General features: G+C 56.8%; 10 protein-coding genes. 9 read left to right on the top strand and 1 reads right to left on the bottom strand.

What is annotated here, in order from left to right; genetic code table 11:
- Positions 1-24: 24 nt before the first annotated feature.
- The 4 genes from G7025_RS04405 to G7025_RS04390 all read left to right on the top strand — a co-directional run bounded on the left by G7025_RS04405 (position 25) and on the right by G7025_RS04390 (position 6,464).
- On the top strand, positions 25-4,704 hold the full coding sequence (locus G7025_RS04405; protein ID WP_181076869.1) for a hemagglutinin repeat-containing protein: 4,680 nt from the start codon (positions 25-27) through the stop codon (positions 4,702-4,704).
- Between the two features lie 134 nt (positions 4,705-4,838).
- Positions 4,839-5,549, top strand: a complete 711-nt coding sequence (locus G7025_RS04400) for a histidine phosphatase family protein (protein WP_181076867.1) — start codon at positions 4,839-4,841, stop codon at positions 5,547-5,549.
- 56 nt (positions 5,550-5,605) lie between these two features.
- Positions 5,606-5,920 (top strand): SCP2 sterol-binding domain-containing protein, encoded by a 315-nt coding sequence (locus G7025_RS04395; protein WP_181076866.1) that lies wholly within the window; start codon positions 5,606-5,608, stop codon positions 5,918-5,920.
- A gap of 217 nt (positions 5,921-6,137) precedes the next feature.
- Complete coding sequence (locus G7025_RS04390; protein WP_181076865.1) at positions 6,138-6,464, top strand: hypothetical protein; 327 nt, start codon at positions 6,138-6,140, stop codon at positions 6,462-6,464.
- A gap of 18 nt (positions 6,465-6,482) precedes the next feature.
- Here G7025_RS04390 and G7025_RS04385 read toward each other — a convergent pair whose 3' ends face one another.
- Positions 6,483-9,116, bottom strand: coding sequence for an MGH1-like glycoside hydrolase domain-containing protein (locus G7025_RS04385; RefSeq protein ID WP_258197637.1), 2,634 nt, complete (start codon positions 9,114-9,116; stop codon positions 6,483-6,485).
- A gap of 196 nt (positions 9,117-9,312) precedes the next feature.
- Here G7025_RS04385 and hglS point away from each other — a divergent pair, with 196 nt between their 5' ends.
- From hglS to solA, 5 genes are all read left to right on the top strand, one after another.
- The gene (gene hglS, locus G7025_RS04380; protein WP_181076864.1) at positions 9,313-10,689 is read left to right on the top strand and encodes a 2-oxoadipate dioxygenase/decarboxylase HglS; all 1,377 of its coding nucleotides are present in this window, start codon (positions 9,313-9,315) and stop codon (positions 10,687-10,689) included.
- A 166-nt stretch (positions 10,690-10,855) separates the two neighbouring features.
- A complete protein-coding gene (locus G7025_RS04375; RefSeq protein ID WP_181076863.1) occupies positions 10,856-11,581 on the top strand; it encodes a pyrroline-5-carboxylate reductase family protein in 726 nt (241 codons plus the stop codon).
- A gap of 44 nt (positions 11,582-11,625) precedes the next feature.
- Entirely contained in the window at positions 11,626-12,522 is an 897-nt protein-coding gene (locus tag G7025_RS04370; protein WP_258197636.1) for a methyltransferase, read from the top strand.
- 4 nt (positions 12,523-12,526) lie between these two features.
- Positions 12,527-13,432, top strand: coding sequence for an EamA family transporter (locus G7025_RS04365; protein ID WP_181076862.1), 906 nt, complete (start codon positions 12,527-12,529; stop codon positions 13,430-13,432).
- A 3-nt stretch (positions 13,433-13,435) separates the two neighbouring features.
- Positions 13,436-14,605 carry an N-methyl-L-tryptophan oxidase gene (gene solA / locus G7025_RS04360; protein ID WP_181076861.1) on the top strand — a complete coding sequence of 390 codons (1,170 nt, stop codon included), beginning with the start codon at positions 13,436-13,438 and terminating at the stop codon, positions 14,603-14,605.
- Positions 14,606-14,646: the final 41 nt, after the last annotated feature.

Raw genomic sequence — 14,646 nt, 5'->3', positions numbered from 1 at the left:
TCACAACAACAAGAAGACCACACCATGAGCCGTCATTCTCGATTTCCCCGCGTTCACCTCAAACCCTCCCAGACCCTGCGCTGGGCAATCTGCAGCCTGATCACCCTTCACTCAGGGCAACAAACCTTCGCCGCCGACGTGCTACCGGTGGCCGGCAATGCGCAGCTTGTCACCGCACAGGGCGTGCCGGTGGTGAACATCGTCGCGCCCAACGCGGCCGGGGTCTCCCACAACAAATTTGTCGACTACAACGTCCAGCGTGCAGGCTTGGTGCTGAACAACGCATTGACCGCGGGCCAGTCGCAACTGGCCGGGCGGCTGTCGGCCAACCCACAGTTGCGCGGGCACGAGGCACGCTTGATTCTGAATGAAGTGGTCAGCCGCAACGCCTCCCGCATCAATGGCGCACAGGAAGTGTTCGGCCGCCCCGCCGACTACGTCCTGGCCAACCCCAATGGCATCCACGTCAATGGCGCCAGCTTCATCAATACACCGCGCGCCAGCTTTGTGGTGGGACGCCCGGAGTTCGAGAACGGTGCGCTCAAGCGCCTCACCACGTTCGATAGCGTCAACGCGCTGAACGTCGGCGAGCGAGGTGTGCACAACAGCACCGGCGCTATCGACCTGATTGCCCCGCGCATCGACACCACCGGGCCTGTCAGCGCACGAGACGACCTCAACCTGGTCCTCGGACAGAACCGCCTGCGCTACAGCGACAGCAGCCTTGAAAGCAGCCGCCGGGCCAACACGCGCCCGGTGGATGCGCAACTGCTGGGCGCCATGCAAGGCGGGCGTATCACGCTGGTCAGTACTGCCGAAGGCGCCGGGGTCAGGATCGCCGCGCCGTTGACGGCACGCGGCGATATCAAGGTCACCTCAGCCGGCAATCTGGAAATCTCCGGCATTCCCGACCCCCTGCGTATGCGGGTCAGCAGCACCTCCGGCGATATTGCGCTGCAGGCTCGGGATGACCTGAACCTGTCGGCGGTAGACGTGCAGGGCCGCGCCATCGATGCGAGCGCCGGGGGCACCCTGCGGCTTGACGCCAAAACCCGCACTAGCCGGGACGAGAAACGTGAGTCCTGGAAAAAGAAGGTGCTGTTCGTCACCCACGAAACCTACGACAAAACGACCCTGAAAACCCGCGTCGAGCAATTCGGCACCCACCTCAAGGCGCGCACCGACCTGACGCTCAAGGCCGGCGCAGACCTGCAGCTGGCCGCCTCCACCGCGACCGCCGGCGGCACCTTGCGCGCCACGGCCGGCCGGGACCTGCGCCTGACCGCACTGAACGACGCTGAGACCACACGCGAAACGCTCAAGCACCGCAAAGGCCTGTGGCGCGGCGACTACGACACCACCCGCGGCACCGAGACCGCGCGCGGCAGCAGCCTCTCGAGCGGCGGCGCGATGACCCTCAGCAGTGGCAAAAACCTTGCCGTGCTCGGCAGCCAGGTGCAGAGCCGGCGCGACCTGACCATCGAGGCCGGGAAACAGGTCAACATCGGCGTAACACGGGCCGCCCGCAAGCGCATTGAGCAGAACTACGAAGGCGACCTGGTCTCCGGCGCGTTCTTCGGCAATAAAAACAAGGACAACCTCTCGCAGGACACAGCGGTCGGCAGCCGCGTCGGCGCCCAAGGTACGCTGCGCGTGCAGTCCGAGGATGTGCTGATCAGCGGCAGCCAGGTGCTCGGCCAACGCGATGCGCTGCTGGTCAGCAACAGCGGCGCCTTGACGATTGACGGTGCCGAGAGCCGGGTGAGCTCGGACAAATCCAATACCGACAGCAAACTGTTCGGCTTGTTCAAGGATCACACCGGCGAGCGAAAAGACACCAGTACTCAGGTGCGCAGCCAGGTGCAATCGCACAGCAACCTACGCCTGCAAAGCGCCAAAGACCTGAACGTGATCGGCTCCGATGTCCAGGCAAAGGCCGAACTGGCGTTGAGCGCCGCCGCAGATATCAATGTGCTGGCAGCCACCCAGCGCGAGACCACCGTCACCCAGACCGTGCGCAATGGTTTTTCCCCCTCCACCAGCGAGACCAAACAGCAAGCACCCGGCATCAAGGACTCCAATCAGTTCCAGGCGGGCGTCAATTACACTCAACAGCAGAACACCACCACCCTGGAGCGGCTGTCCCATGAGGGCAGTCAACTCAAAGGCGGCACGGTGGACCTTACCGCAGGCGATAAGCTGCGCGTCACGGCCTCTGACGTCAGCGCAACCCACGGCGACTTGAACCTGAGCGCCTCATCCATTGAGTTGCTCAGCGCCGCCGACCAGACCACGCAGACCCATGAAAACGACAATTTTGCCCTTGGCTATTACACCACCGGTGGCATGGACCGTGCGGGCGGCGGTTACACAGTCGGCAAGGAGCAAGGGGTGCAAACCCAGACCACCAATACCGTCAAGACAAGCCAATTGGACAGCGCGGGCGACCTCACGCTTGTCGCCGGGCAGGTTGTCACCGAAGCGGCGCAGCTCAAAGCCGGCCAGGACCTGACAATCAGCGCCGGCAGCGTGGAGAACCGCGCGGTGTCCGACAGCACGGTCGAAACCGAGCAGGTCAGCCGCTGGACCGCCAGCATCGGCGGCAATGTGGAATACAAAGACGTCACACGGCCGGTGCAGAAAGTCGTCGACGGGGTGGATCAGAGCAAGTTCTACCAGCCCTCGGTGCTGGATGCGCTTGACCCACCCAACCTGGGCGTCGACCTGGCGTTCAATGCGCTGGAAACCGGCGCCGAAAAAGGCGTCAGCACGGCGGTGGTTACGACGCTCGAAGGTGCCTCGGTGAAGGTGCAGGTCGACGGGGCGCTGGTGGACACCGGCACTCGCTATGTGGCGAACGCCGGCAGCGTCTCGATCAACGCCGACAGCCACGCGTTCACGGCCGCCGAAAACCGCACCTGGCAACGGGACACCGGCACCGACGCCGATGTTTCACTGCGGCTCTACACCACCACTGGCCGAGACATCAACGGGCGAATCCTCGGTGTGGGCGGCAGTTTTGATCTGGCGGGCGCCACCGGCACCGCAGTGCCAGGCAGCCTTGAAGCGACACACGGCATCAGCGTGCAATTGGGCAGCGACGGGCGCTATGAGGGCACCCGTTTCAACGCCGGGCTGGGTGACCTGAAGGTGCACACGCCGGGCTCGCTGACCTTTGATGAAGCCCGTAACTGGCAGCGCTCCGGCGAAGGCACCTTGAGCGGTTTCGGTTGGCTCGAAGTGGGCAGCAGCCCCGCCAGCAGTAAAAAAGCCAACGCCGGCGGGCAGTTGGATAAGGCCGAGCTGACCGTAGAGGACTCCCAGGGCCGCGCAGCCAGCCTGGTCGCCGCAGGGCTGACCGAGATCAGCGCCGGGCAGGACTTGACCTTGCACGGTACGCAAGTCGGCGCGGCGGACGGCGGCGACGTTAACCTCTCGGCCGGCAACCGCCTTGAGTTCCTGGCCGGCATCGATACCCACACGGCCGACGGCAACAGCCTCGGCGGCGGCGGTCGCGCCAGCGTCAAAGGCTCTCGCAGTGACACGGCCAACAGCAAAAGCGGCAGTGCCGGTGCCCAGTTCAGCCTGGCCGATGTCAATGAACGCAGCACCGTGCAGCGCAGCGGCTCCCTCGACAGCTCCGGGCGCGTGCGCCTGCAGGCCGGCAGCGTGCGACTGCAAGGCGTCCAGGGCCAGGCGCGGGCATTCGAGCTGGCCGCGACGCAAGGCCAGCTGTTGCTGGAGTCCGCGCTGACCCACGAACAGCGCAACAACCGCTCCATCGCCGGTGGCCTGGGGCTCAGCGGCAGCCGCGGTTCGGACGCAGCCAGCAACGGCGCCGGGCTGTTCGCCCGGGCCAAGGGTGGGGTCGATACACTCAATAGCCAGACCCACACCAATACGCGCCTGCAGGCCGATCGCATTCAACTCGACAGCCGGGGCGATACGCGGCTGCTGGGCGCTGTGGTCACGGCGCACGACGTCAGCGGCACTGTCGGCGGCGACCTGATCGTGCAGAGCCGGCAAGACCAGGTAACCGGTTTGAAAGTGCAGGTGGATACGCAATTGACCACCGAGAAGAACCCGGCCGGCACCGTGGATAAACTCAGCGTGGCCAGCGGCCCCCTGGCCGGCAAGCTCAAGAGCGGCAGCAAAAATCTCTATGAAAAAACCGCCGACAAGGCGCGTACGCTCAAGGACAAGCTGACCGGCAGAACCGCCGCCGCGCCCTCGGGCAGTCCCGCAAGCGGTGCTGCCGATAGCGGCTCCGCGTTGAAAAATCTGTTGTTCCAGAACCCGGCCCATCGCAGCACCACCCCGACGCTGCTGGTAGATGTCACCCGGTTGAGCAATGACACAGTCGCCCAGGCGTCCGGCATCAGCGGCCGCGACGGCGTGGCCCTGCAGGTGGGCGGCGAGGTCGAGCTGACCGGGGCTCGCATCCGTTCCAGTGATGGCGGCGTGACGCTGGGTGGCGCGAACGTCACTACCCACGATGTGCGGGGCCGTGACACCCGTACGGACTTCTCGCTGAATGTCTCCACCTCCCCCGAGCAGCTGAGCAAGGCCTTGTACGCGCAATTCACCGACAGCGCTGATCCACAGCGCCAGCGCGATGAACAATTCAACCTGGGCCTGCTGCGCGGTGGCGGCCATGACCAAAGCCAATGGTTGACCGGCGGGGTCGATCAACGCCTGCGCTGAAGTGCACCGGCCCCGCACGGCGGGGCCCTTGAGCGGACTCTAAGGAGCTTTTAAAACAAGCGTATGTTTTTTCATTGACAGCTCCCCGGCATCCTCATAACCTCGCCAGACTTTCAACGTACCGGGTGACGGACGTGGGCAGCATCTATTTGATTCGACATGGCCAGGCCTCTTTCGGTGCAGACGACTACGACGTGCTGTCGCCCATCGGCGTGGAACAAGCGCAAGTACTCGGTCGCCACCTGGCGGACATGGGCCTGGTGTTCGACCGCTGCATCGCCGGCGACCTGCGCCGCCAGCAGCACACCGCGACGGCCGCCTTCGACCAGTACAGCGCGCTCGGCCTGCCGATACCAGCCCTGGAAACCGACAGCGCCTTCAACGAGTTCGACGCCGACGCCATCATCCGCGCCCTGCTCCCCGACCTGCTGACCAGCGAGCCCGAAGCCTTGGACATCCTGCGCAATGCCGCGCAGAACCGCAGTGAATTCCAACGCATCTTCGCCCTGATCATCGAGCGCTGGCTGGCCGGCACCTACGACCCGCCGGGGCTGGAGAGCTGGCTGGGGTTCATCGAACGGGTGCAAGGCGGCCTGCAACGCATCCTGGACGCGGCGAGCAACTCGCACAAAATTGCGGTGTTCACCTCCGGCGGCACCATCACCGCCCTACTCCATCTGATCACCCGAATGCCCGCCGCCCAGGCCTTCGAACTGAACTGGCAAATTGTAAACACCTCGCTCAACCAGCTGAAATTCCGCGGCCGCGAGGTGGCCCTGGCTTCCTTCAACAGCCATACCCACTTGCAACTGTTGAAGGCGCCGCAGCTCATCACCTTCCGATGAACCGCGGCCAACCGTGACCCCAAGGTCACTGGACTCTACCCTTAAGGATCGAAACCATGACTGACGTAGCCAAAGCTGTAGAAGCAATGAAAGCCAAATTCAACCCAAGCGCCGCCGAAGGCCTGGACCTGGTGTTCGGTTTCCGTATCGACGACACCAAGAACTTCTCCCTGATCGTCAAGGACAAGACCTGCGAACTGCAGGAAGGCGAAAACCCAGACGCTCAGGTCACCCTGGTGATGGACAGCGAAACCCTGGAAGGCATCGTCAGCGGCGAGACCGATGGCATGCAGGCCTTCATGGGCGGCAAGCTGCGCACCGAAGGCGACATGATGCTGGCGATGAAGCTGAGCGAACTGTTCCCAGCTTGATTCAAGGGCAACCCTGATGCCAATCCCGTCTTTAAGGCGGGATTTTTTTTGCATGCTGGAAAGCAACTGCCGCATGGCGCTTGGAAAACCTCTTATCCGACTATTTGGGTCAGACGATTTATCGCCAAACAATCTTGATAACTAGTATTTCTGACAGTATTCGCGAGCTGGACATCACTGCACGCTAAACCCTCCTAAACCGAAGCGGGTACTCATCATGGACAGCATAACCAACGACGAAAGCGGCAGTGTGACGGTAACCATTAATGCCGAAGAGCTGGTCAAAATAACGATCGTTAAAACCACTGGGATCGTCGCCCTAAGCGAAGACAACGCGAGCATTATCACGACCTCAGGTGAAACGATCAAACTTGATGAAGTCACTGATATCTCCCCGTCGCCGCCACCGATTAAGCCTAGATTTTTCGGCGGAATAGCGTTGGCTGCTGGCAGTATCGCTACCAGCGCGGGGGGAAACCAAAGCCAACCAAGTCCTCCGCTGACGTTCACTTACATCAATGGAATCAAGGTGTCGCTAAAATAGCCATACGTTGCTGCAGCTCTATCTGGGTCTGCCCTTAGGTTGCAGCAACAACGCCACCAGCGCACTCCAACCCGTTTGGTGTGAAGCTCCCAACCCCCTCCCCGTCTCGCCATGGAAATACTCATGGAACAACACCAGGTCACGACTGGCCGGGTCCGCCTCCAATTGCGCATACCCCGCCATCGACGGTCGTGAACCGTTTTCATCCCGCAGAAACAGGCGGGTCATCCGCTGGCTGAGGCTGTCGGCCACGTCCTCCAGGGATGCCAGATACCCGCTGCCCGTAGGGTATTCAACCGAGAAGTTGTCCGCGTAGTAGCGGTGAAATTCGCGCAACGATTCGATCAGCATGTAGTTCACCGGCATCCACAATGGCCCGCGCCAGTTGGAATTGCCGCCGTACAGGCGCGAGTCGGATTCACCCGGCTGGTAACGGGCGCACAGGGTATCGCCATTCATCTTCAGCGCCAGTGGCTGCTCGGCGAACGCCTTGGACAGGGAGCGCACGCCAAAGGCCGAGAGGAATTCGTCGGCATCGAGCATCCGCCGCAGCAAATCCTTGGTGCGCTCGCCACGCAACAGCGCGAGTAACAGGCGATTGCCCTGGCCCGGTTCGTTCCAGCGCGACACCAGCTTGGCAAGGTCCGGCCGGTGATGCATGAAACCCAACAGCCGTTCACGCAACCCCGCCAGCCCTTCGTGTTCGCGCTGTTCCAGCACCAGCACGGCAAACAGCGGCATCAGGCCGACAATGGAGCGCAGGCGCACCGGCTCGTTCTGGCCGTCGGGACGGTGCAGTACGTCGTAAAAGAACAGATCCTGCTCGTCCCACAGGCCTTCGGCGCTGTCGTCGACCCGGTTAATAGCGCCCGCGATATACAGGAAGTGCTCGAAAAACTTCACCGCGATATCGACATATACGGCATTGCGCTTGGCCAACTCCAGAGCGATACGCATCAGGTCCAGGGCATACGCCGCCACCCACGCCGTGCCGTCGGCCTGATCGAGCTGATAGCCCGGCGGCAGCGCGGCCGAGCGATCGAACAACGCAATATTGTCCAGGCCCAGGAAACCGCCCTGGAACAGGTTGCGCCCCTCGGCGTCCTTGCGGTTGACCCACCAGGAAAAATTCAACAGCAGCTTGTGGAAGATACGCTCAAGAAAATCCAAATCGCCGATACCGGTGAGCGCCTTGTCCTGCTGATACACCCGCCAACTGGCCCATGCGTGCACCGGCGGGTTGGCGTCGTCGAAACGCCATTCGTACGCCGGCAGTTGGCCGTTGGGGTGCATGAAGCGATCTTTCACCAGCAGCAACAACTGATGCTTGGCATACCCCGGATCGATCAGCGCCATGGAAACGGCCTGGAACCCTTGGTCCCAGGAGGCATACCACGGGTATTCCCAGGTGTCGGGCATGGTCAGGATGTCGAAATTGGACAGGTGCCGCCAATGGCTATTGCGCAGATGCAGGCGCTCGCGAGGCGGCGCAGGCTGGGTGGGATCGCCGTCGAGCCATTGATTGACGTCGAAGTAGTAGAGTTGTTTGGACCACAGCAACCCCGCCAGAGCCTGGCGCTGGACATTGCGCGCGTCCGCGTCGCTGATGCCGTGTTGCAACGCCGTATAGAAATCATCTGCCTCCTGGCGACGCTGCTCGAACAGCTTGCGCGCATTGACCTGGGGCGCTGCCAACGGCGCGAAGCGCACGTACAGGGTCTGGCTGGCCAGCCCCGCCAGATCGAGGATGAAACGCGCGGCGACCTTGGTGCCGGCGTCGCGACGAATCGCCGAATCAACGCCGCTCACCAGGTAATCGTTGATGCCATCTTTGAACGGACCCGGCGCTGCCTGACCGTTCAACCGAACGCCATTGCTCTCGTTTTCACAGAACACCCATTCCAGCCCGTCCTGGCCCCAGGCGCTGAGACGGCGATCCGCCAGCTCAGGATGACGCGCCAACACCTGCTCGCCGTCCAGGCTCAGCCGTGGCTTGGGTGCATCGAATGTCCAGCTCCAGTCATTGCGCGCCCACAATTGCGGCAGCACCTGCAGGCGCGTGGGCTGCTGCGAGCGGTTGTGCACGGTGATACGCATGAAAATATCGTCGGGCTGGTGCTTGGCGTATTCGACGCTGACATCGCAATAACGGTTGTCCTCGAACACCCCGGTATCGAGGATTTCATACTCGGCATCGCTCAAGCTGCGCCGGGCGTTCTCGGCGACCAGGTCGTCATAGGGGAACGCGGCGTGCGGGTACTTGTACAGCATGCGCATGTAGGCATGGCTCGGTACACCGTCGACGAAAAAGTACAGCTCCTTGACGTCCTCCCCGTGGTTGCCCTCGGCGTTGTTCAGGCCGAACAGACGCTCCTTGATGATCGCGTCGCGCTCGTTCCACAGCGCCAGGCCCAGGCACCAGTGTTGCGCCTTGTCGCTGAAACCGGCCAGGCCATCCTCTCCCCAGCGATAGGCACGGCTGCGCGCGTGATCGTGGGGAAAGTAGCGCCAGGCATCGCCGTCGGCGCTGTAGTCCTCGCGCACCGTGCCCCACTGGCGTTCGCTCAGATAGGGCCCCCACGCGCGCCAGGCGTCGGCGCACTCACCAAGCAGGCGCCGGCCCTCGATCGTTTGCAGAATAGACGCGCTCATCCAATCCTCCATCAGGCAATGGGTGGCGGCCAGTGTAGAACCCCTGCGCGTATCAATGCACATGAACTCGGTTTTACCTTGACTCATTCGTTTGCAGAATGAAGTCCAGAGGATTCTTCGTTTGCAAGCCGCCCCAGGGCTCAACAAAATCCAGCCAACGCTCACGCCCTCTTCCATTGTCATCAGGAATTTTTCTATGCCAGCCAGCGCACCTGTCAGCCCAGACGAGATTCGCAAGGGCTTTTCCAAGGCCATGTCCGAGATGTACCGCGAGGAAGTCCCGCTGTATGGCGCGCTGATGGAACTGGTGGCGCAGGTCAACGCACAGGCGCTTGAGGCCGACCCGGTACTGGCGCAACAGCTGCAACGCACCGGCGAAATCCAGCGCCTGGACATGGAACGTCATGGCGCCATTCGCCTGGGCACGGCCGCCGAGCTGGCTACCATCCGCCGTTTGTTCGCGGTCATGGGCATGCAGCCGGTGGGCTATTACGACCTGACCCCGGCGGGTGTACCGGTGCATTCCACCGCGTTCCGCGCGGTGCATGAAAGCGCGCTGCAAGCCAGCCCGTTTCGCGTATTCACGTCGCTGCTGCGCCTGGAACTGATCGAAAACCCCGAACTGCGCGTCTTCGCCGAAACCGCCCTGGCCAAACGCTCGATCTTCACCCAGGGCGCCCTGGCGTTGATCGAGCAGGCGGAGCGAGACGGCGGCCTCAACGCAGCGGATGCCGATGAATTTATCCGCCAGGCCCTGGAAACGTTCCGCTGGCACCACACCGCCACGGTTACCGCCGCGCAATACCGGCAACTCAGCGACCAGCATCGCCTGATCGCCGACGTGGTGGCCTTCAAGGGCCCGCATATCAACCACCTCACCCCGCGCACCCTGGACATCGACCAAGTACAAGCCGCCATGCCCGGTAAAGGCATCACGCCCAAAGCCGTGATCGAAGGCCCGCCCCGCCGCCAGTGTCCGATCCTGCTGCGCCAGACCAGCTTCAAAGCCCTCGACGAACCCATCGCATTCACCGACGCCCAAGGCAGCCACAGCGCACGTTTTGGCGAAATCGAACACCGCGGCGTCGCACTCACGCCCAAGGGCCGCGCGCTGTATGACCGCCTGCTGAATGCCGCCCGTGATGAGTTGGGCGCCTTCCCCAACGAGAGCAACGCCGCGCGCTACACGCAGTTGATGGCGCAGCACTTCCAGGCGTTCCCCGATAACTACACGCACATGCGCGAACAGGGCCTGGCGTACTTTCGCTACTTCGCCACGCACACAGGCATGGCAGCCCGCGGCCAGGCCGACCAACCCCGCACCCTGCCGGCGCTGATCGACGCAGGACACATCGATGTAGAACCATTGGTCTATGAGGACTTCCTGCCAGTGAGCGCAGCCGGAATCTTCCAGTCGAACCTGGGGGACGCTGCGCAAAGTCACTACGCGGCCAACTCGAACCAGGCCGAGTTCGAGCAGGCCCTGGGCAGCCCGACCCTTGATGAATTGAAGTTGTATGCAGAGACGCAACAGCGATCGATGGAGGAGTGTTTGCGGGTGTTGTTGGCCTGACCTAATTGCCTGAATTTACGGCGTTCCGTACTTAATATTTCTTTCTACAGTCTTCCATCGCATTCCTTCATGAGAAATGGACTACACGATTTTAGGACGCTAACAATTTGATGAATTTTCAATTCGAGACGAAGCTGGAAAAAACAGCACTCGAATAGGAAATATCATGAAAGCGCTGACGAAAATTATAATTGTAGGGGCTGGTCAAATGGGCAGCGCGATAGCGCTTGGCTTACGACGTGCTGACCAAAACACCTCGATAGTTGCGATTGATCCCGATGCCATTCGCCGGACATCAATTAGCAATAGGGGGATCACTGCGACAGAAACCCTGCCAAATCCAATAACTTCAGAATTTTTAATCTTAGCAACTACACCTCAAGACCTCTCACGACTTTTAAAAAAAAGTCCACAAATTAGGCAGTACTCGGGCATCATAATCTCGGTGCTCGCGGGCATTAGCATATTCGAGTTGGCAAATCGCCTGAATTGCTCACAACTATTTCGTGCGATGCCAAATCTTCCTTGTATTGAAAATGAAGGCGTTACCATTTTAACCGCCGCTCCATCCACGACACAAAAAAACGATAGAAAAGTTAAAAATCTACTTTCAAAACTCGGCTTACTGATCTCCATCAAAGACGAAGGTTTGATGGATGGTGCCACCGCCTTAGTCGGGGGCGGACCGGCATATTTCTCTTTCTTTGCTTCAGCAATTTATGAATATGCAATAAGTGTCGGCTTCGACAAAGAAAGTTCTTCATCGATTACAACAAAAATAATGAGCGGCACTTCAACACTAATAAAATTAAACCAAGAGCACCCGATGAAGCTTTGCGAAAAAATTATGACACCCGGAGGAACAACACAACAAGCCATTGAGATATTCTAAAAAAACAAAATAAAAAAAATCATTACTAAAGGACTAAAGAAGGCTTGCGCGCACTCAGCGAAACTGGGAAGGAGCTTATAAAAATGCAGGGACTTATTGATCATAACACATACGCGGAAAAAGGCCTTAACACTGAGCACGCAAGAAATTTATATAACACATATAAAATTTACTTCGGCCTGGGACAGAGCATTAGTCTAATTCATTCACCCAATGTCTTTAAAGTAAGCTTGGCCGGTGTAAGGCTTGGAGACTACCTAGTACGATCATTAGACTCTAGCGCTTCAAAGAAAAGTTTTTTGGATCTTGGTACGGGCAGCGGAGTTCATGCTCTTTTGATGCGTAAGCTTGGCAACAACGACATAATAGCTACGGATATATCTAAAAAATCTATCGAGCACGCAAAGCTTAACGAACATTTAAACTTAAAAAATAACAGAATAGAATTTTACACCGGCGATTTATTCGAAAGCCTGCCAAAAAAACAATTTCAAACAATAGTTTTTAACCCTCCCGGCTGGCGAACACCGTCACAAGCTCTTATTAATAAACTGAATGCCGCAGACCAAGCATCAGAACTTCCTATCCAGGCAATGTTTTGTGGCGAGGAGGTAGTGTCGCGTTTTCTTGAACAACTCCCCGAACACCTTAGCATTAAGGGAAGAGCAATAGTAGGTCTTAACTCGCTGATCGGAATACAGGACGTCTTGTATAGATACGGGCAAAAACACAAAGGTGCGCCTCCACTATCCTATAAATTAATAGAGCGACACACCCTACCACTTATCTATTATTCGAACTTCTGGAAGAGCCTCGAAAAAAACATAATAAAAGAATTTGAAAAATGGTCTAACAAAAATCTAGCCGCTTACTCAATAGATAAATTCGGAAATATATATTGGTCATATGAGATTATTGAATTTTATCATCGGACCACATAAAGCCATGATTATACAAAAAAACTCACGCCCAAGGTATTTCTCGGCAGTGCTGCTATCAGGCATAGCGAACTTTAGTCTTGGAGCGTCTTCTCTCTACTGGAAAAAACTTGGTGAAGTTCCAGTCTTAACACTGGTTTCCTATAGAGTTTTATTATCAACCATCATCCTAGGCGCACTTTTTATATATTACAAAAACTTCAATAAAATTAGTAATCTAAATAAAAAATCAATAATTGCACATTGCACCGCTTCTTTTTTTATCGTCATAAATTGGGGTGCGTTCATATGGGCATCTGTAAATGACTTTGTACTCGAAAGTGGGCTTGGCTATCTACTGGCTCCTTTTATTTCCATTACACTAGGCATTGTATTTTATAACGATCAAATCAGTCGCAGTAAAGTCTGGTCGGTTGCCATTGCATTCGCCTCAATCGTTTTTCTCGTATTCTCAAGTGAAAACCTCAATCATCTCACTTATCTCTTAATTGCTCTCACATGGGGTTCGTATACGTATATAAAAAAAGAAACAAGCTTGAATGCCATAAATGGATTGTTTTTAGAGACCCTTTTTTTAACTTTATGCATATTATTAGCCTTTTTGTTATTAGGCTTGCCCATTGCTCTCCCTGACGAACTTCCCGAAGGTATAACTCACTTAATTTGGCTGGCTGGTATCGTGTCCGTTACACCATTGCTGATGTTTTCTTTTGCCTCTAGAGAAATCCCACTATCCTTAACCGGAATTTTGCAATTTATTTTACCACTCACACTTATAAGCATCGGACTATTCTTTGGCGACCCTGAAGATACCAGCCAATCCCAAATAATTATTTTAGCAATAATAAGCATACTCTTAGCTATTATCGCATGCGAAACATTATCCACTCACAAAGCAAAAAAACCGGAATAAAAAATGAATAAACTTTATGACGTTATTATTATCGGCCTTGGAATAATGGGCGCAGCAGCGTTATGGAGATCCTCGCTGAAATTCTCTAGAACGCTGGGCATCGAAGCCGCAGGTCCAACTCATAGCGGTGGGTCCTCTCAAGGAGCCTCAAGAATTTTTCGCCAAGCGTACTGGGAAGGTGGCAACTACCTACCCTTACTTAGACATGCTAACTCATTATGGAATGAACTCGAAGAAACAAGTCAGATGCAACTACTCTTTCGGACAGGAGGAGTTTTCATTGGGCATCAGGATAGCCGTCTCGTCGCGGGAAGCGTTAAAACCGCTAGAGAAGGAAATATCGAACACGAAATATGGACGGGATCAGATATTAGAAATAATTTTCCCGCATTTAACATATCACATCAAATGAGCGGGGTATTCGAGCCGGGGGCATATGCGATATCAGCCAGCAATGCTAGATCATCAATGTTAAATCAGGCCGTACAAAGTGGGTCCATGACTGTCTTTGGTGACTGCGTTGTTGCATTAGAAAACCACAATCTAGGAGTTCGTGTAAAAACGATACGCGGCCAGGTTTATACTGCAAAATCTGTCATAGTTACGATTGGCCCTTGGATGGCTAGAAGCTTGATACCTGAGTTAAAAGACTTACTGGATCCGCGGCTGGTTCCAATATACTGGTTTAAACCGAAAGACGCATCAAAAAATAATTTCTCAGCTTATCAATTCCCCGTTTTTTTGTACGAGCATCAAGATGGCGCCCTTATGTATGGTGTACCATCAATCAGCAGGTCTGAACCTGGGGTAAAAATTGGTTTCCATAATAGACAGCAAACTCGCGCTACTCCTGATTTGGCCAAGCCCCCCATACAACAACACAATATCGATGAGATGTCTGAAGCGGTTAAAATTATATTTCCTGAGTTAGAACATACCCCCACCCACGCAAAAAATTGCTTTTATACAATGAGTATTGATGAATCATTTTTGATAGGGAGATCCCACGAAAAGAAATCAGTTTACTTCGCGTCCGCCTGCTCTGGACACGGATTTAAATTTGCGCCAGCTATAGGTGACGCTCTTGCCAATATGGCCGCTGGGCAACAACCTGTTGCCTCGCTTTCAAAATTTGAAGTAAAGCGTTTCAATCTATCATCATCTAGATTCTGAGAACCTACGCGCTCAGCGAAGCTAGCCTTCACTTATTAGCG

Origin of the sequence: Pseudomonas lurida (assembly GCF_013522705.1) — a bacterium.
Taxonomy (GTDB): Bacteria; Pseudomonadota; Gammaproteobacteria; order Pseudomonadales; family Pseudomonadaceae; genus Aquipseudomonas; species Aquipseudomonas quebecensis.
The sequence above is the reverse complement of the archived record's forward strand: the minus strand, read 5'-3'. Positions and strand labels throughout refer to the sequence as shown.